Here is a 24,364-nt window from a genome sequence, read left to right on the forward strand (position 1 = left end):
TCAGGACAGCGGGACGGTCGCGGGGTGCTCGGGTGCGGCGTCGGCATCGATCTCGACGGTGCTGCCCTCGGCGGCCGACTGGAGCAGCGCGGCGGCGACCCGCACCGTGCGCAGCCCCTGCCGCAGGGTGACGATGTCGCTCTCCTTGCCGTCGACCGCGTCGCGGAACCGCTCGTGCTCCACCAGCAGCGGCTCGCGCTTCGGGATCGCGTACCGGACCATGTCGCCCTCGGCCACGCCGCGGAAGGCGCGCAGCGCCTCCCACTCGGTGTCGATCGCCCCGTTGGCGTACCAGGTCAGGTCGGCGGTGAGGGTGTCGGCGACGAAGCAGCCCCGCTCGCCGGTGACCACCGTGGACCGCTCCTTCAGCGGGCTCAGCCAGTTGACCAGGTGGTTGACCATCGCGCCGCCGGCCAACTGGCCGACCGCGGCGACCATGTCCTCGTGCAGCCGGCCGCTGCGCGAGACGGTCCGCGCCGACACGGTCCGGTACTCCCGGCCGACCACCCAGCTGGTCAGGTCGATGTCGTGGGTGGCCAGGTCCATCACCACGCCCACGTCGGCGATCCGGTGCGGGAACGGCCCCTGCCGCCGGGTGACCACCTGGAACACCTCGCCCAGCTCGCCGGCCTCCAGCCGCAGGCGCAGGCTCTGCAGGGCCGGGTTGTACCGCTCGATGTGGCCGACCCCGGCCACCAGGCCGGCGGCCTCGAACGCGTCGACCAGGCGGCCGGCGGCGGCCACCGAGGGGGCGAGCGGCTTCTCGACGAGCGCGGGCACCCCGCTGGCGGCCAGCGCCAGACCGACCTGCTCGTGCAGCGCCGTCGGGCAGGCGACCACCGCGTAGTCGACGCCGAGCGCCAGCAGGGCGTCCAGGTCGGGTACGACCGGCACCCGGAGCGCGCCGGCCGGATCGCCCGCCGGGTCGACGACGCCGACCAGCTCCACCCCGTCCAGGGCGGCGAGGACCCGGGCGTGGTTACGCCCCATCGCGCCGAGGCCGATCAGGCCGGCGCGCAGCCGGGCCCGGGTCATCGGGCACCCCCGGCCAGGTTGGCGCCCTCGGCGACCCGCTCCAGGTCCCGCTGGGACAGCGTCGGGTGCACCGGCAACGAGAGCACCTCGGCGGCGGCCCGGTCGGTCTCCGGCAGGTCCCACGGACCCGGTCGGCCGTCGTCGGCGAGGTAGGGCCGGAGGCGGTGGATCGGCGTGGGGTAGTAGACCGCGTTGCCGACGCCCAGCTCGGTGAGGCGCCGCCCGGCCGCGTCGCGGCGACCGCCCGGCACCCGCACCGTGTACTGGTGGTAGACGTGCCGGGCGGCGTCGGCGACCGGCGGGGTGAGCAGGCCGGTGATCCGGGCGTCGAGCAGCTTCGCGTTGGCCCGCCGCTGCTCCGTCCACTCCGGCAGTTGACGCAGCTGCACCCGGCCGATCGCCGCCGCCACGTCGGTCATCCGCATGTTGGCGCCGACGATCTCGTTGGCGTACCGCTGCTCCATGCCCTGGTTGCGCAACAGCCGCAGGGTACGGGCCAGCTCGCCGTCGGCGGTGCTGACCATGCCGCCCTCCAGGGAGTGCATGTTCTTGGTGGGGTAGAAGCTGAAGCAGCCGGCCGTGCCGAACGCGCCGACCGGCCGTCCGGCCAGGGTGGCGCCGTGCGCCTGGGCGGCGTCCTCGACCACGGCCAGCCCGTGCCGGTCGGCGATCGCCATGATCCGGTCCATCGCGGCGGGGTGGCCGTAGAGGTGCACCGGCAGGATCGCCACCGTGCGCGGGGTGACCGCCGCGGCGACCGCCGCCGGGTCGAGGCAGAAGCTGGCCGGTTCGATGTCGACGAAGACCGGCCGGGCGCCCACCAGCCGGACCGCGTTGGCGCTGGCGGCGAAGGAGAACGACGGGACGATCACCTCGTCGCCGGGGCCGAACCCGAGCGCCATCAGGGTCAGCTGGAGGGCGGACGTGCCCGAGTTGACAGCGACGCAGTGCCGGCCGGCGACCAGCTCGCCGAACTCCGCCTCGAACGCGGCCACCTCCGGCCCCTGCACGACGCGGCCGCTGCGCAGCACCCGCACCGCCGCCTCGATCTCGGCCTCGCCGATGACCGGCCTCGCCGGTGGAATCACTTCTGTGGTCAGCCCGGCCATGGGGCTTCCTCCTGTCGAACAGCTACCGCGTCCGGATCGGACGCGGCGCTACGTCGTTCGGATGTGGACAGGAGGGGTGGTGGGGTTACGGACGGGTGACCCGGTGGGGGTCGGCGCGGAAGGGCCACCCGGACAAACAGGACGCCCGGCGCACTCCGGGACGTACGGGCATGTTATCCCGAGGACTCGGGGCGTCGCGGCACAACACCCTGATCCCCGCCGGGAACCGGCGCGGCGGGGCTCAGCGGTACGGGTCGACCAGGGCGAGCACCGACTCCGGGTCCTCCACGTGCGCGTTGTGCCCGAGACCGGGCAGCGTCACCACCGGCACCCCGAACTCCTTGAGCTGCTCGTCGGAGACCATCGGGTCACGCTCGCCGCGCGCCAGCACCACCGGCACGTCGGTCGCCGCCAGCAGAGCCGGCAGGTCCGGCTCCCCCACCGCGAACGCGGCGTTGTCCATCGCCAGCCGCCAGCGGCCGTCGACCTGCCGCAGCCCGGCCTCGACGACGGGATGGTCCGGGGCGAACAGTCCGGTCAGCCCGGCCACCCGCAGGTAGCGACGGGCCGCCTCGTCGCGGCTGGCGAACCAGGTGACCGGGCGGGCGGCCAGCTCGGCGGCCCGCTCCAGTTCGGCCGGCGACCAGACCGCCTTGATGCCGAGCCCGACCACCGCGTCCACCGTCAGCCCGGCGGTACGCGCGGCCAGCGCCAGACCCACCACGCCGCCGAGGGAGTGCCCCAGCACGACGAGCCGGTCACCCGGCTTCAGGCCACCGGCGACCTGCCCGGCCAGCCCGGCGAAGGAGTACCGCGGCAGCGGCGGGGACCAGCCGTGCCCGGCCAGGTCCGGCGCCAGCCACCGGCCGGCCCACCGGCGCTCCAGCAGGGGCGCCCAGGGCAGCCACACCTCGCCGGTGGCGCCCATGCCGTGCAGCAGCAGCAGGAGCGGTCGCCCGCCGTCCCGGGTACCCGATTCGTCGACCATAGGGCGCAGTGTGCCACCGGTCGGACACCCGGGGCGAGAGCCGGGCGCCCCTACGCGCCGGGCGCCGGCCCCCGTGGTGGGGAGCCGGCGCCCGAGACGGAGGGACGCGGCGGCGGTCAGGCGGAGTAGCCGCGGGTCGCCGCCCAGTTCGCCAGGTCGATTGTGGTCATCCAGTACGAGGCGGTGGCCGGGTTCGCCGAGTCGGCGATCTTCACCAGCCGGCCGTCGTCGTCGTAGCCGACCACGGCGATGTAGTGCCCGCCGGGGAAGGAGTGCCAGCCGCCGCCGGTGTCGGTGGCGCTGCCGGCCACGTTCACCACGACACCGCGCTTGTCGGTGATGGCCCGGACCACGTCGGCCTGGAGCTGGTCCATCTGGGCCGGGGTGGCGGCCCCGCCCGGGATCATCCGGGTCCGGTACGGGTCGCCCTTCACCACCGCGTTGAGCACCCGGGTGGTGTCGTTGGCGGAGTTGGTGCCCATTTCGGTGGTGCCCAGCTGGGCGCCGAGGGCGTCCTGGCTGCGGTCGATACCGGCGGCGCTGAGCGCGTTCCGCACGGCCGCCGGGCCGCAGTTGTAGAAGGTCGTCTGGGCCTGGTAGTCGTAGTCGAGGACCTTGCGCGACGGCGGCTTCGGCGCCGCCTTGCGGGTCAGGTCCGGGTTCGGCGCGGCCGACGAGGCGGCGGCCGAGGGAGCGGCGCTCGACGGGGCGGCGCTCGACGGGGCGGCGCCGATCCGGGCCTCGCCACGGGACGCCACGGCGGGCGCGTCACGCAGTTCGGCGACCGTGGCCTGGGCCGGCGCCGAGGTCGGGGCCTCGTCGGTGCCGGCGGCGAGCGCGCCGGCGCCGGAGGCCAGCACCAGGGCCGCGGCCGAGGCGGCGGCCACCTGGTAGGGGCGCTCGGTGGCGATGCGCCGCAACTGGCGCTTGAGGTGGTGCTTCATGGTTCCTCCACGGGACTCGGGGGCGAGCGGCGCACACGCGGTGCCGGCGGGCAGGCCGGCTCGACCGCGCGGACCCCTGGTCCGCGGGTTGGTGGGCCACTCAGGGAAGCGCCCGGACGTCGGGCGGGGCGGTTGCCGGCGGGTCAGCTCGCGACCGGGGCGAGCAGGACGGGCACCGCGGGGCCGTGGAGGCGGGGGAAGAACCGAGGGGTGGGATCGTGCTGCACGAGGATGGAACTCCTTCCGACACCGCCGACCGGGTTAGCTGACGGATTCGGGCGGGAAGTACGCCCTACCACGGGCCGCGGCCCGCGGATTCACCCCAGAGGTGCATTGGTTCCCCGGTTCGTGTGATCACGATTGAGCGGGTCGGCGCGGCGTCGCCTCTTGCGATCGGTTACCGCACCGGACGGGCCGACACTACTGGTCGGTTCGGAGCCTGCCAAGCCCGGTTCACCTGCGTAAACCTGCTTCGGCGCGACAATTTTGCGGCCAGTTACGCACTGGCGTGACTCAATGGGACAGCCCTCTCCGACCGCGTTACCGGGCGACAATCGGACAAGCGTGCGGCGTCGGCGGGGAATTGACGGCGCACCTCGGCCGGTCCGTGCCGGATGACCGTTTTCCCATTGGCTGTGACCGGCGTCACCGGAATATTTCCCGATCAACCAACCCGGGCCGGGCGCCACCGGGCCGGGGCCACGGAACGGGCCGGCACCGCGTCGACCCGGGACGCGGGCAGCCGGCCCGGCCGGAGCCGGGCCGCGGCGGCGTACGCCTCGGCGGCGAGGGCCCGCGCCGCCTCGGCGGCCAGTTCGGCGTCCCGCCACGCCGACCGCTCCCGCTCGGCGGCCAGCCGGTAGCCGGCCCGGCGCTGCTCGCGTACCGCCCGGGCGAGCACGATCTCCTGCTCCACCGGGTGCCGCCGGGGATCCCAGCCGGCCCGGTGGCAGAACACGTCGGACAGCTGCCGGGCGGACAGCTCCCCGCGCCAGTGGGCGGCCATCGCCGCGTGGTGCAGCCAGCGCTCGCGGGCGGCGTACTCGGCGGGCGTGCGCGGTGTGCGCGGGGCCGGCAGGGCGGCGGCCCCGGCGAACCGGCGGGCGGCGGTCTCCGCCTCGTCGTAGGCCTGCCAGGTGCGCTCCACCTCGGCCTGCGCGGCGAGCCAGTCGGCGCGCCGGCGGCGGGCGGTCTGCGCCGCACGGGTGGCGGCGACGGCCACCTCCTCGGCGTACCGGCGCAGGTCGGCGAGGTCGGGCTCGGCCGGCTCGGCGGCCGCCGGGGCGGACTCCTCGTCCGTGGGGCGCTCCGGGCGGGCGACCAGCACGGTGAGCACGGTCAGCGCCAGCACCAGCAGGCCGGACCAGATGGCGGCGGCCCGCGGCACGTCGATCAGGAACTGGTGGTAGAGGACGGTCTCCAAGGTCGGCACCTCACGGGGGAAGCGGATGCGGAAGCGGGAGCCGCGCCCGGACGTGGTGGAAACACCGCCGACGCCGGACGGGGGCGGATTGCGATCGCGGGCGGGGCGGGGACCCCGCGGACGGATCAGGCGTGCGGCGGGGCGCGCGGGGTGCGGACGGCCGGGACGGACCCGGCCGGCACCGGCGCGGCAGCGGCGAGGGCCGCGGGTGGGGCGGCGGCCGGCACGACCCAGGCGACCCCGCCGGCGAGCGCGGCGGGCCGCTCGTCGCCGGCGGCCGTCGACGCGGACCCGGCGAGCACGACGGCCGCCCCGGAGGAAACAGCGAGGCCGGGGACCGGGCGGCCGGTCGGACCGGCGACGGCGACACCCGGGACCGGCTCGCCGGCGAGGCCGACGCCGTGGACGGGGCGGCCGGCGAGGGCGGCGTCGTGGACCGGGTGGCCGGTCGGGCCGGTGAGAGCGGCCCGGTGCGCCGGGTGGGCCCCGGGTCCGTCGGCGAAGGCCGCGCCGGGCCGGGTCGACGCGACCGGACCGGCCGGCGTGTCGGTGAGGCGGGGCACGGCGGCGCACACCGCCGGCTCCGGGCCGGCCGGTGCGGCGACCGCGCCGGGCGCTCCGAGGGCGATCGCCACGGCGACGGCGAGGCCGGCCGTCAGTCGCGCGGCCCAGCGCGCCACCCACCACAACGGACAGGTGAGCGCGACCGGAAGCACGACGACAACGCTACCGCCCGGCCCGGTCCCCCGCACCGCTGCCGGGCGTGTCGCGGTTTCGCCGCGCCGACGGCACGACCAGGGTGGACGGGTCAGCGCGAGTCGACGTACGCCGATGGCCGCTCGGGCGCGCGCGGGCTCGGCACGGCGCTGCCCGGGGCCGGCGGGGTGGGCGTGCCGGCTGCCGCGTCCGGCACCGCGCCGCCGACCGTCCGCTTCGGACGGCGCGGCGCCAGCCGGCGCATCATCGGCGTCTCGACCCAGCGGTGCAGCAGCGCGGCCAGCCCCAGGTTCAGCAGCAGGAAGCCGAGCACCACGAGCGGGCCCCACCAGCCGGTGAAGCCGGTCCCCCAGTCCCCGGTGAGCCGGAGCACGGTGATCATCACGAAGACGTGCACCAGGTAGAAGGCGAACGAGACCTCACCGAGCCAGATCATCGGCCGGGAGCGCCACGGCGAGCGCAGCCCGCGCACGTCGGCGTCCGCCGCCGCGGTGATGACCAGGATGTACGCCACCGAGAGCAGCGCCGCCCACAGCTCGGCCCGGATCCACTGCGCGGCGACCACCCAGGTGACCGCGAAGATCAGGCTGGCCAGCGGCAGTCCCGGCCCCCGCCACCGGCCCCGGCGCATCAGCTCGGCCGCGGCCACCCCCATCCAGAACTCCAGCGACCGCACCGGCGGGAAGACCTGGGTGAACCACCAGCGGTCGGCCTCGGGCACCAGGGCCTGGCCGGGCCAGAGCGCGAGGATCAGCAGCGGCACCCCGACCACCACCGCCCACAGTGCCCCGGACCGGGCCCGGCGCACCAGGGGCAGCACCAGCGGCAGGCAGAAGTAGAAGAAGAACTCGCAGGACAGCGACCAGCTCACGGTGTTGACGCTGTAGAAGTAGCCGGGTCGCGGGTCCCAGGCCTGCACCAGGAAGAGGTTTTCCAGCGCGGCGCCGACGTCGACCGGGTCGGCGAACCAGAGCCCGACCAGCAGGACCAGCGCCCAGAGCAGCAGGTGGTTGGGGTAGATCTTGGCGAACCGGCGACGCCAGAAGGCCCACGGGGAGTCGCCGGGACGGGCCGACCAGACCAGCACGAACCCGCTCAGGATGAAGAAGAACTGCACGCCGGACAGGCCCAGGGTGAAGAACCAGTTCACCACGGCCTGGTGGTCGGGCTCCGCGATGATCCGCATGGTGCCGGCGTGGAAGCCGAAGACCAGCAGCGCGGCGATCCAGCGCAACCCGGTCAGCGACGGCAGGCGGTTGGCGGACCGCGTGGTGCAGCCCGGCGCGACGGTGGCGCCCGTCATGCGCGACTCCCGGCAGTCGGCGAGCTGACCAGCACGTACGGCTCCTTCTCGGCGGCGTCATGGGCGGCCGCCGGCCGGAGCACCGGGTGGCGTTCCGGGGCGAATCGCCCGCCCGGGCACCCTACCCGGCCCGGCCGACCGGTCGGCCGGGCCGGGGCACGACGGTGACGGGCGTCTGTGCACGGGGCGGCGGGTGGCCTAATATTCCCCGAACCCTCAGGTGCGAGCCGCCCGGCCCGGTGGCCGGCCGGAGTCGAGCGGTGACGCGGTGTCCGCACGACCGCTCCCGAGGGCGGACGAGAGGCGGAGCGGCGCGATGCACCAGCGGATCCTGATGCGGGCCAAGAAGGGCCCGTTCGACGTCTACTCCCCCGAGGAGGCGTTCGAGGGCAACTGGATCGGCGAGAACAACGGCAACCTCGTCTTCAGCCACGCCGCGCACAAGCTGCTCAAGACCCGCGGCACCGAGATCACCTCGAACGAGTTCCGGATCGACCTGCGCGAGGCCGACCTGGTCAACGAGCGGTACGACGTGTTCGTCATCCCGCTCGCGAACGCCTTCCGGCGCAGCTACGCGCACCGGCTGGTCACCATGACCAAGTTCATCGAGCGGCTGAAGATCCCGGTGGTGGTGCTCGGCGTCGGCGTGCAGACCGACGTCAACGGCGACCGGGAGTACCTGCGTCCGATCGACGACGTGGTGACCAAGTTCGTCCGGGCGGTGCTGGACCGGTCGCACAGCATCGGCGTACGCGGCGAGATCACCGAGGGCTACCTGCGCACCCTGGGCTTCTCCGCGGTCGACGTGATCGGCTGCCCGTCGATGTTCCTGCACGGCGACAGCCTGCGGGTGGAGAAGAAGAAGGCCACCCTCGACCGGGACGATCGGGTGGCGCTGACCATCTCCCCGTACGTCAAGTCGATGGCGAAGATCGTCGCCGCGCACCTGGAGCGCTACCCCAACCTGCGCTACCTGCCGCAGGACCTGAAGACGCTGGGCACGCTGCTCTACGGCGACGCGCCGGAGGACCGGGGCAAGACCGCGGCGATCCCGATCCACACCTCGCACCCGCTGTTCGTCGAGGACAAGGTGCGGATGTTCCTCGACCCGTGGACCTGGATGGACTACCTCTCCGGGTTCGAGTTCGCCTTCGGCACCCGGATCCACGGCACCATCACCGCGCTGGTCTCGGGCACGCCCGGTTACCTGTTCGCGCACGACTCGCGCACCCTGGAACTCGCCCGCTACTTCGACATCCCGCACCGGGTGATGAAGGACGTGCCGGCCGACGTCGACGCCGCGCAGCTCTACGACGAGGCCGACTACACGGCGCTCAACGACGGCCACAAGGCCCGGTACGAGACCATGCTGTCCTTCCTGACCAAGCACGACCTGGGCAACTCGTTCGCCGACGGCGACAGCGCGGCCCGCTTCGACGCCCAGGTGCGGGCGACCACCTTCCCGCCCGCCGTGCGACCGGCCGCCGCCACCGACCGGGACACGCTGCTGGCCCGGGTGCAGTGGCTGCACGACCGGAACGTCGGCTTGCAGCAGGAGGTCGAGACCCTCCAGGAGCAGCAGTTGCGGGCCCGGGTCCGGCGGGCGGTCGGCGGGCCGGTGCGGCGCATCCTGAACCGTTAACCCGCCGCTCGGCGGACGTTCGATGACTCCACCTCCGCCGGTCACGTGAGGTTCCGGCGCCGGCCACCCTCGGGGTCGAGGGTGGCGGCGTGGTCACTGAGCCGACGCAACCACCGCTGCTGAGCATCGTCGTCCCGGTGTACGGCGTCGAGGCGTACCTGTACCAGTGCCTCGAGTCGGTCCGGGCCGACGTCCCGGCCGGCGAGGCGGGCACCGTGGAGATCGTCGCGGTGGACGACGCCTCACCGGACCGGTGTGGGGAGATGCTGCGCTCGTACGCGGCCGGCCGGGCCGGCGTGCGGACGGTGCACCTCACCCGCAACGTCGGCCTGGGGCTGGCGCGCAACGCCGGGCTGGACGCGGCCACCGGCCGGTACGTCTGGTTCGTCGACAGCGACGACTGGCTGCCGCCGGGCACGATCCCGGCGGTGCTGGACCGGCTGCGCGCGCACCAGCCGGACGTGCTGATGCTGGACCACCTGCGGGTGCACGAGAACGGCCGGCGGGAGGTCGACGCGAGCAGCCACCTGCTGCGCGGCATTCCCGGCGTGGTGCGCCTGGCCGACCAGCCGCGGCTGCTGCGGGTACAGCACACCGCCTGGAACAAGGTGGTCCGCCGGGACTTCCTGGCCGAACTGGAACTGCGCTTCCACCCCGGCTGGTACGAGGACATCCCGTTCAGCCACCCGCTGCTGATCGGCGCGGAGAAGATCTCGGTGCTCGACCGGGTCTGCTACCTGTACCGGCAGGGACGGCTCGGGGCGATCACCTCCACCCGCAGCGGCCGGCACTTCGACGCGTTCGACCAGTACGAGCGGCTGCTGGACTGGGTGCGCCGGCGCTACCCGGACGAGCGGCTGCACGCCGAACTGTTCCAGCTGATGGTCAACCACTACCTGGTGGTGGCGGGCAACGACGACCGGCTGCACCCGCACCTGCGCCGCGCCTTCTTCCGCCGGGTCGCCGAGCACTACCGCCGCTACCTGCCCGCCGGCGGCTATTCCCGGCCGGGCGGGGTGGCCGGGCTCAAGCACCGGCTGGTGGGCCGGAACAACTACCTGGCGTACGCGGCGCTGCGCCGGGCGCACCGGCTGGCCGGACGGCTGCGGCGGGCTCCCGAGCCGGCCCGCCCCGACCCGGTGACCGGTCCCGGGCCCGCGGCGGTGGACCGGGCCCGACCCGAGGCGCTGAGCGGGCACCCCCGGACATGAGGACGACGACAGGACCGCACCCGGTGCGGACGTACGGTGAGCAGAGGTCGGCATGACGACGACGGTGAAGATCGGACCGCACGCGGTGGGGCCCGGGGAACGACCCCTGGTGGTCGCCGAGATGTCCGGGAACCACAACGGTGACCTGGACCGGGCACTGGCCATCGTGGACGCGGTCGCGGCCAGCGGGGCGCACGCGCTCAAGCTCCAGACGTACCGGCCGGACACCATCACCATCGACGTGGACACCCCGGCGTTCCGCATCTCGGGCGAGCACGAGCTGTGGGGCGGGGAGAACCTCTACCGGCTCTACGAGCGCGCGCACACCCCGTACGAGTGGCACGAGCCGATCTTCGCGCGGGCCCGGCGGCACGGGCTGACCGTCTTCTCCTCGCCGTTCGACGCCTCCGCCGTGCGGCTGCTGGAGGAGCTGGACGCCCCGGCGTACAAGATCGCCTCGTCGGAGCTGGTGGACCTGCCCCTGATCCGGCTGGTCGCGAGCACCGGCAAGCCCCTGGTCATCTCGACCGGGATGGCCACCGTCGCGGAGATCGACGCCGCGGTGCGCACCGCCCGGGCCGGCGGCGCCGGGGGCATCGTGCTGCTGGCCTGCACCGCCTCCTACCCGGCGCCGCCGGCGGACAGCAACCTGCGCCGGCTGCCGGTGCTGGCGGACGCCTTCGGCGTGCCGGTCGGGCTCTCCGACCACACCCCGGGCATCGGCGTGGCGGTGGCCTCGGTGGCGCTCGGCGCCTGCTTCATCGAGAAGCACGTGACCCTCGACCGGGCCGACGGCGGGGTCGACTCGGACTTCTCGCTGGACCCGGGCGAGCTGGCGGCCCTGGTGGTCGAGTCGGAGCGGGCATACGCGGCCCTCGGCGGCACCGCGATCGGCCCGACCCCGGCCGAGCGGGAGGGGCTGCGTTTCCGCCGCTCGCTCTTCGTGGTCGAGGACGTCCGCGCCGGCGACCCGGTGACGGCGGCCAACGTCCGGTCCATCCGGCCCGCCGGCGGCCTGCCGCCGGTGGAGATCGACCGGGTGCTCGGGCGCAGCTTCACCGTCGACGTCCCGCGCGGCACTCCCCTGAGCTGGGATCTGATCTGATCCCACCCGGCTACCCGGTCCCGCTGCCCCCGGCAGGCACCACATGCCGGCGGGGGCTGGTGGTGACCTGTTCGCGTCCTGTCGAGCTGCCCCGCCCCACGGGGCACGAACCGACCGGCACGCCAGCGCCCGGCGTCAGCTCCCTGTGCGCCCTGTCGGCCGCCCGTGTGTGACAACCGCCGGGGTGGGTCCCGGGTTGCGACCGCGCCCGGGCCGCCGCGCGGCACCTCCGGACGCAACGCCGGTGCGGGCGGTCGCATGGATGGGGCAGCTCGACAGCCGCTGTGACCGGCGGTCGCACCGGCGCGGGCGGTCGCATGGACGGGGCAGCTCGACAGCCGCCGTGACCGGCGGTCGCACCGGCGCGGGCGGTCGCATGGACGGGGCAGCTCGACAGGCGGCGTGCCGGTGGTCGTGCGGGCAGTTCACCGAGGCGAGCGCCGGGTTCAGCGGGTGGTCGGCGGCGGGGCGAAGGCGACGGTGACCACCAGGTCGGCCAGGCGCAGGGTGCGCCAGAGGGCGCCGGTGCCCGCCGGGACGACCAGCTCGTACCGGCGCCACCAGGTGGCCATCGGCACGTCGGCGAGCTTGCAGAGGCACTCCGCCCGGGTCCACCGGGCCCAGAAGTCGGCCGCGCCGAAGCGGTGGGCCAGCGCCGGCGGGACGGGCGCGCCGACCCGCTCCGCGTCCACGGCCACCCGCCAGCCGGCGGTCGGGCCGTACCAGCCGACGCACCGGCCGTCGTCGAGGTGGCTGCGGGTGACCGCGGTGGCCAGCTCGGCGGGGGTACCGACCCGCAGGTGCCGGTCGGCGGCGCCGAGCAGCGCCGGCACCGGCCGCGGCCCGACCGCCCGCGCCGGCCGGGCGCCCGGCGCGGGCGGGGCAACCGGGGCGGCCGGTACGGGCCGGACGGCCCCGGCCGGCTCAGACGGACGCGGCACCGTCGACCACGATGACCTGGCCGTTGATGTTGGTCTGCTCGCGGAGCAGCATCCGCACCACCGGCACCACCTCCTCCGGCTCGGTGAGGTGACCGGTCGGGGTACGCCGCACGATCTGGTCGAGCTGGGTGCGGCCGAGCACGGCGGACATCTCCGAGGCGAAGAAGCCCGGGGCGACCGCGTTGACCAGCATCCGGCCGCCGAGTTCCCGGGCCAGCGACCGGGTGGCGGCGTCCATCCCGCCCTTCGTGGCCGAGTAGGCGACCAGGCCGGGGAAGCCGCGCTGCGCGCAGATCGAGGTGACGTTGACGATCCGTCCGCGCAGCCCCCGGGCCAGCAGCCGGCGCACCACCAGCCGGGTGAGCCGCAGCGGGGCGGTCAGGTTGGTCTCGACGATCCGGGCGATGTCCTCGGCGGCGGTGTGGGCGTGCAGCGAGTCCTGCCCCACCGCGGCGTTGTTCACCAGCCCGTCGACCGGGCCGAGCCGCTGCTCGGCGGCCCGCAGGAAGGAACTCGTGGCGCCGTGGTCGGTGACGTCCACCGCGTCGACGTGCGTGCGGTCGGGGTGTTCGGCGGCGAGCTTGGCCAGTTCCGGGGTGACCGTACGGGCGAAGGCGGCCACCCGTACCCCCCGGTCGACCAGGTCGGTGACGATGGCCAGGCCCAGTCCGCGGGAGCCGCCCGAGACGAGCACCACCGAGGCGGGCGGGACGGGCTGCGGGTCGGTGTGCTCAGACATCGCTCTTCAGGGTCTCCTTGACGGGGATCTCGGTCAGTACCCGGATCCGGCGCGGTACGGCGTGGTCGGGCAGTCGGTCGGCGCACCAGCGGACGAGGGCCGCCTCGTCGGGCGGCTCGGCGGCGTCCGGCGCCGGGACCACCTCGGCGACCACCATCCGGCCGAGCAGCGGCGCCCGGCGACCGGTGACCCGGGCCCACGCCAGCCGGGGATGCGCGGTGAGCACGTCGCGGACCAGGCCGGCGGAGACCTTGCTGCCGCCGACGTTGATCTCGTCGGAGTCGAGCCGCCCGGTGATCAGCACGCGGTCGTCCACCACCCGCACCCGGTCGCCGGTGCGGACCGGGCCGTCCAGCCCCATCCCGTGGTACGGCGAGGTGATCACCAGCTCGTCGCCGCGCACCGAGAGGGTGGGCCGACCGGGAACGTCCCGGTCCAGCCAGTCGACCGGGAAGCCGGCCCGGCCGTCGTGCACCACGATCGACGCGCCGACCTCGGACGAGGCGTAGATCCAGGAGATCCGGGCCGCCGGGAACAGCTCCCGCAACTGGTCCAGGATCGCCTGGTCGACCGGCTCCCCGCCGAGAGTGAGCTGGCGCAGCGGCACCCGGGCCAGCGCGGCGGCGTCCCGGTACAGCGTGCGCCGCCAGAAGGTCGGGGTGCCGGAGACCGCGTCGACGCCGTGCGCCGCGGCCAGCACCGGCCACTCGTCCAGCTCGTCCGGCTCGACCACCACCAGGTGTTGCCCGGGCTGGGTCAGGGAGAGCGTCACCACCTGCCACCAGGCGTAGCTGCCGGGGGCGTACGGGCAGAGCCAGGTGCGCTCCGGCTGGGCGCCGCGGACGGTGGTCAGCGAGTCGAGGGTGTGCCCGACCCGCTTGGGCCGGCCGGTCGAACCGGAGGTCAACAGCCAGAGCCGCCCCGGCTCGGCCGGACGCGGCCCGCCCGAGCCCGACCCGCCGCCGGCCGGGCCACCCCCGTCGGGGTCGCCCCCGGCGGCCGGATCGTCGCGGTCGGCCGCGACACCCTCGTCGGGCCGGGTGCCGTGGTCGCCCAGGGCGGTCACGATGAAGCCGGCGGCGCGCAGCTCGGCCCGCATCACCGGGTCGACCCGGCCGGGCGTGCCGAGCAGCAGCTCGGTGCCGTGCACCGCGTGGTGGCGGGCGGCGGCGAGCGCGGCCCGGGCGGAGTGCGCGAGCACCGCGGCCGGCTCGGGCAGGCTCAGCTCGGGCAGGTCCCGCCAGTTGACCGCGACGCCGCCGACCACCAGTCGGTTGTCGGCGCCCGCCGGCTCGCGGGTGGCGGCCGGGCGGGCGGTGGAGACGGTCACTGTCGCTGCAGCTCGACCAGGAAGTCGAGCACGTCGCCGACGGTGGCGATGCGACGCAGGCCGGGGGCGTCGAAGTTCAGCTCCTCGCCGGTCTCGTCCTCCACCCGCAGGGCCAGCTCGGAGAAGTCCAGCGACCGGAAGCCGATCTCCCGCAGCTGCGCGGCGTCGTCGTCCGGCAGCGCCCGGCCCTGGTTCCGCAACACCTGCGCCATGAGGTCGCGAATCTGCGCGCGACTCAATTCTTCCATGCGCCGGAGTGTACCGCCCGAAGAATGGATAACTGATTTACCGGGGGTTGCCGGTAGGGTGCGACCCGACCCGAACAACGGTACGGAAAGCGAGATTCACGTGCTGCGCGAAGCGACCGGGGACGACGTTAACCTGATGTTGTCCTGGCGTAACCAGGAAATCAACCGGCAGGTCAGCCGGAACAGTCACGAGATCACCCCGGCCGAGCACGCCCGCTGGTGGTCCGGGGTGCGGGCCGACGAGTCCCGGCGGGTGCTGGTGTACGTCCGCGACGGCCGGCCGTGCGGCGTGGTGACCTTCTTCGACCTGCGCCTGACCGGCCCCAGGACCGGGTCGTGGGGCTTCTACCTGGACGCGGAGGGGCTGGCCGAGCGCGGCGAGACGCTGCCCGCCTGGCTGGAGATCATGCGGGAGGCGGTCGACCACGCCTTCGACGTGCTCGGGCTCGACCGGCTCGACGGCGAGGTGCTCGCCCACAACACCGTTGTGCGGCAGATGAACCGCCGGTTCCGGTTCGTCGAGGGCACCCCCCGCGACGAGCTTTCCGACGGCCGGGAAATCACCGTCATCCCGATTTCCCTCGACCGGTCCGACCGCCGTCTCCGCTGACATTCCGGCGGCCGTACGACAATTGTGCGTTCCGTTTTCACCAGCCGTCGCCCGGCCGGCTATCCGCCGTTAACCCGACCCGAGGAGAAGCGCCGGGAATTGTCGGAACGACGTCGGTTCAGCCGCGCCGCCAGGCGGCCCAGTGCTGCGCCGGGTTGCCGCCGAGCCGGACGAACCCGTGGCGGCCGCCGTCCCAGTCGTCCGGCTGGCCCGGGGCCCAGCGGGCGAGGACCACGTCGGCGGCGGCGGGCGGCCGGTCGTCGAACCACCGCACGTCGGTCCAGGTGACCTGGTGACTGAGGTTGAACCGCAGGATGTAGTGCACCCCGACCGAGGCGTAGACCCGATCCCCCGGGCGTACGCCCAGGTCGGCCACCCGGGGGGTCGGTTCGGTCGCGGCCACCATCGGCTCGACCAGCCGCTGCGTGATCACCTGCATGGTGCCCACGTTGACCACGACGAGCGCGACCAGCACCGGCACCCGCAGCCGGGGCACCCGCAGCGCCGCGACGAGCAGCACGCAGCCGGCCACCCCCACCAGCGCCCCGGCGAGCGGGCGCAGTTCCCGCCAGCCGCCGGTGAGCGCCATCAGGTCCGGCGCGCTGAAGCCGCCGTAGCGCAGTTGGTGGCCGCGACTGTCCACGTACGCCAGCCGGGCGGCGATCAGCGCGGCGCCGGCCACCAGCAGGCCGACGGCGACGCCGGCCCGGCGCACCGCCTCCCGGCGCCCGGCGGCGAGCAGCACGCCAACCCCGACCAGCAGCCAGAACGGGGCGAGCATCTGCACGTACCGGCCGTAGATCGCGTCGAGGGGCTTGCCGGTGATGCCGGCCAGGATCACCGACGCGCCACCGGCCACCCCGACGGTAGTGACCAGCGCGACGCCGAGGGTCCAGCGGAGCGCGTCGTCGCCACCCGGCCGGCGCAGGTGCCGTACCGCGGCGGCCCAGGCCACCCCGGCCAGCCCGAACGTGATCACCACCAGGTACCACAGCTGGGTGCCGACCGCGGCGCCGAGCCGCAGCAGCCCCTGGCCGGAGGCGACCGCCCGCAGCGTGCCGCCGCCGGGCGGGTCGCCGAGCAGGTAGACCCGGTCCCCGAGCAGCCGGATGCCCGCCTCGTTCACCAGCGCCAGGGCCAGTACCGGCAGCAGCGCGGCCAGCACCGCGCCGGGCCGGATCCGGCGGCGGGCCAGCAGCAGCAGGACCAGCCCGGCGTGCACGGCCACGATGACCAGCCCGCGCGAGTGCAGCAGGTGGAACGCCCCGGCCAGCGCCCCGACGGTGGCGGCGGCGAGCGGGCCGGGTCGGCGTACCCAGCGGTGCACGGCGAGCAGCCAGCCGACCAGCAGCGGAGCCAGCACCGCGTCGATCATCGCGACGGTGGCGTAGAAGACCGCCGCCGGCAGGGTGGCCGCGGCCGCGGCGGCAGCGAGGGCGTACCACCGGCGCAGCCCGAGCAGCCGCCGGGCCAGCAGGTACGACAGCGGGAAGAGGGCCGCGTTGACCAGCGCGTTGATCAGTTGCACCAGCCGGTAGCTGTCGGTGAAGTCGCGGTCGCCGAGGAACGCCGGGCTGATCAGCATCGGGTAGCCGACCCGGCGCAGCGGCCCGTTCTCGCTGCTGAAGCCGCCGGGCCCGCCGGCCAGCGCGCGGGCGGTGTTGAGGTAGCTGTCCTCGTCGGTGTGCGCGATCGGCAGCTCGATGTGCCGGCCGAGCCACATCCGCCAGCCGACGCCGAGCAGCCACCCGGCGACCAGCAGCACCGGCACCACCCAGCGCCGGCCGGCCGGGGCCCCGTCCGGAACCGCGCCCGCCGGGGCGCCACCGTCCGGCGCCGGGTGGGTCGGGCCGCCCGCCGCGACGCCGGGCGCGGTCGGCGTACCCTCCGCGGTCGTCCCCGCCCGGGACGCCGGCCGCCGGGTCACGTCGCTGCCGGTAGCCATCGCGTCTCCTGCTCCCGTCGCCGGCGCCGGCCGCGCGCGTGCCCGCGGCGAACCCGCCGGACGACGTGTGGATGGGCCGCGAGCACCGGACGACCCGGCGCGGCGGCGTGGGAAAGCGCGGGCGACCCGGCCCGTACGGTCGTCGGGTCGCCTCGCGCGCCGCCACTGTAACGGCCCCCATCCGGCCCGGTCAGCCCGCCGCTGAGCTGGGCGGAAGTGTTCGCCTGCCCGGTGCCCGGCATTAACGGCGCCAGCCCGAGCGGTTCATCCGCGGGCGTCGGTGCGTTAACCCGCCGGGTCTAGCGTTCCGATCCGGTCGGCCGCCCGAGGGCCGCCGGATCATCCACGGACACGGGAGCACCACAGTGAGCGAGTTGAATGGTTCGTCCATTCTGGTCACCGGAGGAACGGGTTCCTTCGGCCGGACCTTCCTGCGGCACGTCCTGGCCGAGGCCGACCCGGCCCGGGTGGTGGTGTTCTCCCGCGACGAGCTCAAGCAGTACGAGCTGCGCCAGCAGCTCGGCGACGACCCGCGGCTGCGCTGGTTCATCGGCGACGTACGGGACCGGCACCGGCTGACCCGGGCGATGCACGGGGTGGACCACGTGGTGCACGCCGCCGCCCTGAAGCAGGTGGACACCGCCGAGTACAACCCGTCGGAGTTCATCGCCACCAACATCACCGGCTCGCAGCACGTGGTGGACGCCGCGATCGAGGCCGGCGTCAAGAAGGTCATCGCGCTCTCCACCGACAAGGCGTCCAGCCCGATCAACCTCTACGGGGCCACCAAGCTGGTCGGCGACAAGCTCTTCGTCTCCGCCAACCACTACGCCGCCCACCACCCGACCCGGTTCGCCGTGGTGCGCTACGGCAACGTGGTGGGCAGCCGCGGCTCGGTGGTGCCGCTGTTCCGCCGGCTGGCCGCCGAGGGCAAGAGCCTGCCGATCACCGACAAGCGGATGACCCGCTTCTGGATCACCCTCGACCAGGCGGTCCAGTTCGTCCTGGACTCCTTCGACCAGATGCAGGGCGGCGAGCTGTTCGTGCCGCGGATCCCCAGCATGCGGATCCTCGACCTGGTCGAGGCGGTCGCCCCGGACGCGACCACGCACGAGATCGGCATCCGGCCGGGCGAGAAGCTGCACGAGGAGATGATCGCCCCGGACGACAGCCGGCGGACGCTGCGCGCCCGGGACCGGTTCATCGTGCAGCCCACCATCGCGACCTGGGGCTACCAGCCGCCGGTCGACTGCGAGCCGGTGCCGGACGGGTTCGCGTACCAGTCGGACGGCAACGACGAGTGGCTCAGCGTGGCGCAGCTGCGCGACATGCTCGGCGTCGCGGCGTGATGCTCCCGTACGGCCGGCAGTCGGTCACCGACGACGACGTCGCAGCGGTGGTCGCCGCCCTGCGCAGCGACTGGCTCACCACCGGCCCGCAGGTCGCGGGGTTCGAGGCCGACCTGGCGGCGTGGACCGGCGGTGCCGGCTGCGCCGCCGTCTCCAACGGCACCGCGGCGCTGCACGTGGCGTACGCGGCGGCCGGCGTCGGCCCCGGCGACGAGGTGGTGGTGCCGCCGATGACCTTCGTGGCGACCGCCAGCAGCGCCGCCCTGCTCGGCGCGCGGATCGTCTTCGCCGACGTCGAGGAGGAGACGTACACCCTCGACCCGGCGGCGGTGGCCGCCGCGACGACGGCGCGCACCCGGGTGGTGTCCGCCGTGGACTACGCCGGCCACCCGGCCGACTACGATGCCCTGCGGTCCGCGCTGGCCGGCTCGGACGCGCTGCTGCTGGCCGACGCGGCGCACTCGATCGGGGCCACCTACCGGGACCGGCCGGTCGGGTCGCTGGCCAACCTGACCACCTTCTCCTTCTTCCCCACCAAGAACCTGACCACCGCCGAGGGCGGCGCGGTCGCCAGCACCGATCCCGAGCTGCTGAAGCGGGCCCGCCGCTTCCGCAACATCGGGCTGGTCCGCGAGCGCGCCGAGCAGCGCTGGCCGGACGAGGGCGGCTGGCACCAGGAGGTGCACGAGTTCGGGCTGAACTACCGGCTGCCGGACGTGCTCTGCGCGCTCGGCCGCAGCCAGCTGCGCCGGCTCGACGACTTCCTCGCCCGCCGGGCCCGGCTGGTCGCCCGCTACGACGCGGCGCTGGCCGACCTGCCCGGGGTACGGATCCCCGGCCGGCGGGCCTGGGCCCAGCCGGCCTGGCACCTCTACCCGATCCGGGTGCTCGACGGCCGCCGCCGCGAGGTGTACGACCGGATGCGCGCCGCCGGCATCGGGGTGCAGGTCAACTACATCCCGATGCACTGGCACCCGGCCTTCGCCGACCTCGGCTACCGGCGGGGCTCCTGCCCGGTGGCCGAGTCGTTCTACGCCGAGCAGCTGTCCCTGCCGCTCTTCCCCGACCTCACCGACAGCGACCAGGACCGGGTGATCGACGCGCTGGACGCGGCACTGCGCGGCGTCCCGGCACGGACCGCCGCCTGAGGGACGACCGATGCACCACGCCAACCACTTCTACGGCCATGCCCACGTGCTGGCCCGCTACGCCGGCCTCGGCGACGGCCACCCGCCGCGGATCAACGGGTACGTCCAGCACGGCTGGAACATCGGCGACGGCCTCGCCCCCGGCCACCCGTACGCCGAGCGCACCCCGAGCCTGCTCTGGTCCGAGCAGACCCGCCGCCGGGCCTGGTCGGTGGGGCGGCGCAACGTCACGGTGATCGGGGCGCCGTTCGCGTACCTGCTGGCGCTGCGGCCCGAGGACCCGCCGGAGCGGGAACGGGAGGGAACCATCTGGTACCCGTTCCACGGCTGGGAGGGCCAGCACGTCAAGGGCAACCACCGCGAGCTCATCGCGCTGATCCGGGCCACCGAACCGGGCCCGGTCACCGTCTGCCTCTACTGGCACGAGCACCGGATGCGCCGGGTGCGCCGGCTCTACGAGAACGCCGGGTTCCGGGTCATCTGCCACGGCTACCGCGGCCACTGGTGGCGGGACACCGACCCGCTCTTCCTGGACAAGCAGCTCACCGAACTGCGCCGGCACCGCCGGGTGGCGTCGAACCGGTTGACCAGCGCCATCTTCTACGGCATCGCCGCCGGCTGCGAACCGGCGGTCTACGGCGACCCGATGGTGCTGGCCGACGAGGACCCCACCTTCGGCGGGACCGCCCGGATCCGCCGCCAGTGGCCCGAGCTGCACGGCGCGTCGGTGCACCTGCCGACCGCCGTCGAGATCGCCCGGGCCGAACTGGGCACCGACCACCGCTTGCCGCCGGCCGCGCTGCGTGAACTGCTCGGCTGGGCGCACCCGCAGGAGGAGACGAGTTGACCACTGACACGGCGCCCCCGGTCGCGCTGCCCGGCGGGGAGATGCTGGCCTGGTCCGACCTGCCGGCGGTCCGCCTCGCCACCGGCGGTCCGCTGGCCGCGCTGGTCGCCCGGGTGGTGCCCGCCGGGGCCCGGGTGCTGCTCGCCGGCCCGCACGACCCGGCGCTGCTCGACCGGCTGGCCCACGCCGAGGTGACCTGCCTGCTGCGCAGCTACCCGGACGGGGTGGCGCTGGCCGACCGGGCGACCCGGGTGGTGGTGGGCGGACCGGCCGGGCTGCCCGACGACGGGCCGTACGACGTGGTCGTCGCGGCGGCCGGGCTGGACGCGGTGGAGTCGGTCGAGGGCCCCCGGCTGGGCTGGGCCGGGGTGCTGGCGCGCCTGGTGGCCGCGCTGCGCCCCGGCGGTGACCTGCTGCTGCGGCTGGACAACCCGCTCGGGGTGCACCGGCTGGTCGCCGCCTCGCCCTGGTACGCCGCCCGGGAGGACTCCGCCTGGACGGTGGGTGGGGTGCTCGACGCGGCGTACCCGGCCAACCTCGACCGGCTCCGCGACCGGCTGGCCGGCGCCGGGCTGGACGCCGACACCTGCTTCGCCGCGTACCCGCGGCCGGACGCGACCACCGCGCTGCTGGACGCCGCCGCGCTGGCCCGGCGGACCGACTCGGGGTTGTTCGACGCGGTGCTGCACGGCGCCTGCGCCGGCGGCTTCGCCGGCCGCGAGGTGCTGCGGGACCCGGCCCGGCTGGCGGTCGACGCGCTGCACGCCGGTCGGGCCGCCGACCTCGCGCCGGGTTGGCTGGTGCTCGCCCGCAAGGCCACCGGCCCCGACCGGCCGGCCGCCGGGGACCGGCCCGACCTGCCGGTGGCGCTGGTGCAGACCGGCCCGCCGGGGGTGGGCGTGGTGGAGGTGGTGGACGCGCCCGAGGGGTGGCGCTGGCGGGCTGACCGGCCGGCCGACCGGGGCGGGCCGGCGGCGCCGTACGCCACCCGGGAGGCCGCCTACCGGGACCCGGCGGAGCTGACCGGCCCGGTCGCCGAGGGCCGCCTGCTGCGCACCCTGCTGCTCGACGGCTGCCTGCGCCGTGACCTGGACGGGCTGCGCCGGCTGCTGCGCGGGTACGCGGCCTGGCTCGCCGGCCAGGCCGGCCCCGACGGCCGGCTCGCCGGCGCGGTGGCGTTGGCCGGGGTGGACAACGTCGTGCTCGCCGGCGACCGGTACGCGGTGCTCGACCCGAGCTGGCGGGCCGCCGAGCCGCTGCCCGGCCCGGTGGTGCTGGCCCGGGCGCTGTGGCGGTTCGCCACCGAGCTGCTCACCGGCGGGTACGCCCACCCGTGGCCGTCCACCCTGGACGTGGCGGGGCTGACCATCGTGCTCGGCGGCCTGGCCGGGCACGACCTGAGCCGGGCCACCGTCGACGCGGCGGTGGAGACCGAGGCCGCGGTCACCGCCGCGCTGCACGGGCTGGACAGCGACCGGCGGGTGGCCCTCGCCGGCGAGCTGCGGGCGGTCGAGCCCACCGACCCGCCGTCGGGGCCGCGCAGCTACCAGCAGCTGCGCGAGGCGTGGCTGCGCCAGCGCGACGAGCTGACCCGGCTCGGCGCGCTGCTGAAGTGGACCGAGGAGCTGCTCACCTCGCGGGAGCGGGCGCTGCGCCGGGCCGACGCGACGATCCAGCTGCTCAGCGGCTCGCTCAGCTACCGGGTGGGCCGGCTGGCCATCACCCCGGCCCGGCTGGCCAAGCGGGGCGCCCGGGCCGCGAAACGCCGGGCCCGCGCGGCGTTGGGCACCCGGCAGGAGGAGCAGCAGTGACCGCCCCGGAGCGGACGTCACCGCCCGCCGGTTCGGCAGCGGGTGCCGGCAGCCCGGTAGCCCAGGCCAGCGCAGCGGCGCGGGCCGGCACGGCGGCGCGGGTCGGGGCGGGGCCGCGGATCGTCGGCATCGTGCAGGCCCGGATGGGTTCGTCCCGGCTGCCCGGCAAGGTGCTCCGGCCGCTCGCCGGGCGCAGCGTGCTCGGCCGGGTGGTCCGGGCCGCCACCGACAGCGGCGTCCTCGCCGACCTGGTGGTGGCCACCAGCACCGACCCGGCCGACGACGCGGTGGTCGCCGAGTGCGACCGGCTCGGCGTGCCCTGCCACCGGGGGCCGGTCGACGACGTGCTGACCCGGTTCGTCGGCGCGCTGCGGGCGCACCCCGGCGACGCGGTCATGCGGTTCACCGCCGACTGCCCGCTGCTGGACCCGGAGATCGTCGCGCTGGTGGCCGGGGTCTACCGGGCGGTGCCCGGACTCGACTACGCCAGCACCTCGATCGCCCGTACGCTGCCCCGCGGGCTGGACGTCGAGATCGTCCGGGCCGGGGCGCTGGACGCCCTGGACCGGCTCGCCAGCGGCCACCACCGGGTGCACGTCACCTCGTACGCGTACACCCACCCGGAGCTGTTCCGGGTGCTCGGGGTGACCCTCACGCCGGACCGCTCGGGGCTGCGGCTCACCCTCGACACCGAGCAGGACTGGCGGCTGATGCGGGCGGTGACCGACCATTTCGGAGACGTCAGCGTGCCGCTGGCGAAGCTCGCCGACTGGCTCGACGGGCAGCCGGCGCTGCGCGCCCTCAACGCCGGGGTCCGGCAGAAGCGGCTGGAGGAGTCCTGAGCACGGTACGAGTCGGGCTGCGCTGCGACGCCGGGCCGAGCCGCGGCGTCGGTCACCTGGTCCGCTGCCTGGCGCTGGGCGAGGAGTTCCTGGCCCGGGGCGCCACCGTGGAGCTGTTCGGCTCGGTCGACCGGGTCGGCTGGGCGGCCACCCAGCTCGCCGCCCGGGGCATCCCGCTGCGTCCCGGCCCGGAGACCCCCGCCGACCTGGTCGCCGCCGCGCGCCGGCACCGGCTGGACGTGATGGTGCTCGACTCCTACGAGCTGGACCCGGCCGGGGCGGGCGCGCTGCGCGCGGCGGGGGTGCTGACCCTGGCCGTCGTCGACGGCGACACCCGGGGGCAGGACGCCGACCTCTACCTGGACCAGAACTTCGGCGCCCGGACCGTCGCGCCGGCCGGGCGGCTGCTCGCCGGCAGCGCGTACGCCCTGCTGCGAGACTCGGTGCTGGCTGCCCGGCCGGCGGCACCCCGGCCCGCGACGGCGGTGGGCCGCGCCCGGGTGCTGGCCTTCTTCGGCGGCACCGACGCGGTCGGCGCCGCCCCGGTGCTGGCCCGGGTGCTCGTCGCCACCGGGCACCCGATGGACCTCACCGTCGTGGTCGGCCGTCCCGAGGTGGCGGCGGACCTCGCGGCGGTGACGCCGGGACGCGGGCAGGCGCTGCACCCGGTGCCGCCCACCGACGAGCTGCCCGCCCTGATCGGCGCGGCCGACCTGGTGGTCAGCGCCGCCGGCACCTCCACCTGGGAGCTGTGCTGCCTGGGCGCGCCGGCCGCGCTGGTCTGCGTGGTGGACAACCAGCGCGAGTCGTACCGCCGGGTGGTGGCCCACCGGCTCGCCGCCGGCCTCGGCGAGCTGCCGGCGCTGACCGGCCCCGGGGTGGCCGGCCGCGCGGCCCGCGCCGCGGCGGCCCGGATCCTGCGCGGGCTGCTCACCTCGCCGGCGCACCGCGCCGCGCTCTCCGCCCGGGCCTGGGCCGCGGTCGACGGGCACGGCCGGGCCCGGGTCGCCGACGCGGTGCTCGCCGCGGTCGCCGCCCCCGCCACCACCCCCCGTTAGTCGTACGCCTGTACGAAGA

At 75.4% G+C, this 24,364-nt stretch carries 22 protein-coding genes and 1 riboswitch; of the genes, 10 read left to right on the forward strand and 12 right to left on the reverse strand.

What is annotated here, in order from left to right; translation table 11 throughout:
* The 7 genes from SM577_RS26450 to SM577_RS26480 form a co-directional block, all read right to left on the reverse strand.
* On the reverse strand, positions 1–1,035 hold the full coding sequence (locus SM577_RS26450) for a Gfo/Idh/MocA family protein (RefSeq protein ID WP_302922835.1): 1,035 nt from the start codon (positions 1,033–1,035) through the stop codon (positions 1–3).
* Positions 1,032–2,144 carry a DegT/DnrJ/EryC1/StrS family aminotransferase gene (locus SM577_RS26455; RefSeq protein WP_302922834.1) on the reverse strand — a complete coding sequence of 371 codons (1,113 nt, stop codon included), beginning with the start codon at positions 2,142–2,144 and terminating at the stop codon, positions 1,032–1,034. Before SM577_RS26455 ends, SM577_RS26450 begins: the two co-directional genes overlap by 4 nt.
* 241 nt (positions 2,145–2,385) lie before the next feature.
* On the reverse strand, positions 2,386–3,132 hold the full coding sequence (locus SM577_RS26460) for an alpha/beta fold hydrolase (protein ID WP_474588230.1): 747 nt from the start codon (positions 3,130–3,132) through the stop codon (positions 2,386–2,388).
* Between the two features lie 116 nt (positions 3,133–3,248).
* Positions 3,249–4,076 carry a C39 family peptidase gene (locus SM577_RS26465; RefSeq protein WP_302922832.1) on the reverse strand — a complete coding sequence of 276 codons (828 nt, stop codon included), beginning with the start codon at positions 4,074–4,076 and terminating at the stop codon, positions 3,249–3,251.
* A gap of 235 nt (positions 4,077–4,311) precedes the next feature.
* Positions 4,312–4,453: riboswitch (cyclic di-AMP (ydaO/yuaA leader) on the reverse strand.
* A gap of 287 nt (positions 4,454–4,740) precedes the next feature.
* Complete coding sequence (locus SM577_RS26470) at positions 4,741–5,508, reverse strand: hypothetical protein (protein ID WP_474581779.1); 768 nt, start codon at positions 5,506–5,508, stop codon at positions 4,741–4,743.
* Positions 5,509–5,624: 116 nt separating this feature from the next.
* On the reverse strand, positions 5,625–6,215 hold the full coding sequence (locus SM577_RS26475) for a hypothetical protein (RefSeq protein ID WP_302922830.1): 591 nt from the start codon (positions 6,213–6,215) through the stop codon (positions 5,625–5,627).
* Between the two features lie 92 nt (positions 6,216–6,307).
* On the reverse strand, positions 6,308–7,519 hold the full coding sequence (locus tag SM577_RS26480; RefSeq protein WP_474588231.1) for an acyltransferase family protein: 1,212 nt from the start codon (positions 7,517–7,519) through the stop codon (positions 6,308–6,310).
* A 316-nt stretch (positions 7,520–7,835) separates the two neighbouring features.
* On the opposite strand from SM577_RS26480, the gene SM577_RS26485 reads away from it, so the two are divergent.
* The 3 genes from SM577_RS26485 to pseI all read left to right on the forward strand — a co-directional run bounded on the left by SM577_RS26485 (position 7,836) and on the right by pseI (position 11,477).
* The gene (locus SM577_RS26485) at positions 7,836–9,161 is read left to right on the forward strand and encodes a polysaccharide pyruvyl transferase family protein (RefSeq protein ID WP_302922828.1); all 1,326 of its coding nucleotides are present in this window, start codon (positions 7,836–7,838) and stop codon (positions 9,159–9,161) included.
* Positions 9,162–9,250: 89 nt separating this feature from the next.
* Complete coding sequence (locus tag SM577_RS26490; RefSeq protein WP_474581778.1) at positions 9,251–10,372, forward strand: glycosyltransferase family 2 protein; 1,122 nt, start codon at positions 9,251–9,253, stop codon at positions 10,370–10,372.
* Positions 10,373–10,424: 52 nt separating this feature from the next.
* Positions 10,425–11,477, forward strand: coding sequence for a pseudaminic acid synthase (gene pseI, locus SM577_RS26495; protein WP_302922826.1), 1,053 nt, complete (start codon positions 10,425–10,427; stop codon positions 11,475–11,477).
* 446 nt (positions 11,478–11,923) lie between these two features.
* On the opposite strand, the gene SM577_RS26500 is transcribed toward pseI, so the two are convergent.
* From SM577_RS26500 to SM577_RS26515, 4 genes are read right to left on the reverse strand one after another with little or no spacing between them, the layout of a single operon-like run.
* Entirely contained in the window at positions 11,924–12,418 is a 495-nt protein-coding gene (locus SM577_RS26500; RefSeq protein WP_474588232.1) for a hypothetical protein, read from the reverse strand.
* A complete protein-coding gene (locus SM577_RS26505) occupies positions 12,402–13,157 on the reverse strand; it encodes an SDR family NAD(P)-dependent oxidoreductase (RefSeq protein ID WP_302922824.1) in 756 nt (251 codons plus the stop codon). The genes SM577_RS26500 and SM577_RS26505 overlap by 17 nt, the downstream gene beginning before the upstream one ends.
* Complete coding sequence (locus tag SM577_RS26510) at positions 13,150–14,487, reverse strand: AMP-binding protein (protein WP_474588233.1); 1,338 nt, start codon at positions 14,485–14,487, stop codon at positions 13,150–13,152. The genes SM577_RS26505 and SM577_RS26510 overlap by 8 nt, the downstream gene beginning before the upstream one ends.
* Positions 14,484–14,735: an acyl carrier protein gene (locus SM577_RS26515; RefSeq protein ID WP_088995045.1), complete on the reverse strand. Its 252-nt coding sequence runs from the start codon at positions 14,733–14,735 to the stop codon at positions 14,484–14,486. The genes SM577_RS26510 and SM577_RS26515 overlap by 4 nt, the downstream gene beginning before the upstream one ends.
* A 136-nt stretch (positions 14,736–14,871) precedes the next feature.
* On the opposite strand from SM577_RS26515, the gene SM577_RS26520 reads away from it, so the two are divergent.
* The gene (locus tag SM577_RS26520; RefSeq protein WP_474588234.1) at positions 14,872–15,345 is read left to right on the forward strand and encodes a GNAT family N-acetyltransferase; all 474 of its coding nucleotides are present in this window, start codon (positions 14,872–14,874) and stop codon (positions 15,343–15,345) included.
* A 118-nt stretch (positions 15,346–15,463) separates the two neighbouring features.
* Here the strand turns inward: SM577_RS26520 and SM577_RS26525 are convergent, their stop codons facing one another.
* Positions 15,464–17,290, reverse strand: a complete 1,827-nt coding sequence (locus SM577_RS26525) for a hypothetical protein (protein ID WP_474588235.1) — start codon at positions 17,288–17,290, stop codon at positions 15,464–15,466.
* 365 nt (positions 17,291–17,655) lie between these two features.
* Here SM577_RS26525 and pseB point away from each other — a divergent pair, with 365 nt between their 5' ends.
* The 6 genes from pseB (at position 17,656) to SM577_RS26555 (ending at position 24,345) form a co-directional block, all read left to right on the forward strand.
* Positions 17,656–18,639, forward strand: coding sequence for a UDP-N-acetylglucosamine 4,6-dehydratase (inverting) (gene pseB / locus SM577_RS26530; RefSeq protein ID WP_302922820.1), 984 nt, complete (start codon positions 17,656–17,658; stop codon positions 18,637–18,639).
* Positions 18,639–19,787: a DegT/DnrJ/EryC1/StrS family aminotransferase gene (locus SM577_RS26535; protein ID WP_474588250.1), complete on the forward strand. Its 1,149-nt coding sequence runs from the start codon at positions 18,639–18,641 to the stop codon at positions 19,785–19,787. The genes pseB and SM577_RS26535 overlap by 1 nt, the downstream gene beginning before the upstream one ends.
* Before the next feature lie 10 nt (positions 19,788–19,797).
* On the forward strand, positions 19,798–20,634 hold the full coding sequence (locus SM577_RS26540; RefSeq protein ID WP_302922819.1) for a hypothetical protein: 837 nt from the start codon (positions 19,798–19,800) through the stop codon (positions 20,632–20,634).
* Positions 20,631–22,445, forward strand: a complete 1,815-nt coding sequence (locus SM577_RS26545) for a class I SAM-dependent methyltransferase (RefSeq protein WP_474588236.1) — start codon at positions 20,631–20,633, stop codon at positions 22,443–22,445. The genes SM577_RS26540 and SM577_RS26545 overlap by 4 nt, the downstream gene beginning before the upstream one ends.
* Before the next feature lie 119 nt (positions 22,446–22,564).
* The gene (locus SM577_RS26550; RefSeq protein ID WP_302922942.1) at positions 22,565–23,287 is read left to right on the forward strand and encodes a glycosyltransferase family protein; all 723 of its coding nucleotides are present in this window, start codon (positions 22,565–22,567) and stop codon (positions 23,285–23,287) included.
* A complete protein-coding gene (locus SM577_RS26555; protein ID WP_474588251.1) occupies positions 23,284–24,345 on the forward strand; it encodes a PseG/SpsG family protein in 1,062 nt (353 codons plus the stop codon). The genes SM577_RS26550 and SM577_RS26555 overlap by 4 nt, the downstream gene beginning before the upstream one ends.
* Positions 24,346–24,364: the final 19 nt, after the last annotated feature.

The organism is Micromonospora desertarenae (assembly GCF_056150265.1).

What these genes read in the sequence shown, in the direction of transcription:
- SM577_RS26520 (WP_474588234.1), top strand. Translation starts at nt 14,872, where the DNA reads ATGTTGTCCTGGCGTAACCAGGAAATCAACCGGCAGGTCAGCCGGAAC.
- SM577_RS26525 (WP_474588235.1), bottom strand. Translation starts at nt 17,290, where the DNA reads ATGGCTACCGGCAGCGACGTGACCCGGCGGCCGGCGTCCCGGGCGGGG.
- SM577_RS26480 (WP_474588231.1), bottom strand. Translation starts at nt 7,519, where the DNA reads ATGACGGGCGCCACCGTCGCGCCGGGCTGCACCACGCGGTCCGCCAAC.
- SM577_RS26505 (WP_302922824.1), bottom strand. Translation starts at nt 13,157, where the DNA reads ATGTCTGAGCACACCGACCCGCAGCCCGTCCCGCCCGCCTCGGTGGTG.
- pseI (WP_302922826.1), top strand. Translation starts at nt 10,425, where the DNA reads ATGACGACGACGGTGAAGATCGGACCGCACGCGGTGGGGCCCGGGGAA.
- SM577_RS26535 (WP_474588250.1), top strand. Translation starts at nt 18,639, where the DNA reads ATGCTCCCGTACGGCCGGCAGTCGGTCACCGACGACGACGTCGCAGCG.
- SM577_RS26515 (WP_088995045.1), bottom strand. Translation starts at nt 14,735, where the DNA reads ATGGAAGAATTGAGTCGCGCGCAGATTCGCGACCTCATGGCGCAGGTG.
- SM577_RS26455 (WP_302922834.1), bottom strand. Translation starts at nt 2,144, where the DNA reads ATGGCCGGGCTGACCACAGAAGTGATTCCACCGGCGAGGCCGGTCATC.
- SM577_RS26465 (WP_302922832.1), bottom strand. Translation starts at nt 4,076, where the DNA reads ATGAAGCACCACCTCAAGCGCCAGTTGCGGCGCATCGCCACCGAGCGC.
- SM577_RS26540 (WP_302922819.1), top strand. Translation starts at nt 19,798, where the DNA reads ATGCACCACGCCAACCACTTCTACGGCCATGCCCACGTGCTGGCCCGC.
- SM577_RS26460 (WP_474588230.1), bottom strand. Translation starts at nt 3,132, where the DNA reads ATGGTCGACGAATCGGGTACCCGGGACGGCGGGCGACCGCTCCTGCTG.
- SM577_RS26450 (WP_302922835.1), bottom strand. Translation starts at nt 1,035, where the DNA reads ATGACCCGGGCCCGGCTGCGCGCCGGCCTGATCGGCCTCGGCGCGATG.
- SM577_RS26485 (WP_302922828.1), top strand. Translation starts at nt 7,836, where the DNA reads ATGCACCAGCGGATCCTGATGCGGGCCAAGAAGGGCCCGTTCGACGTC.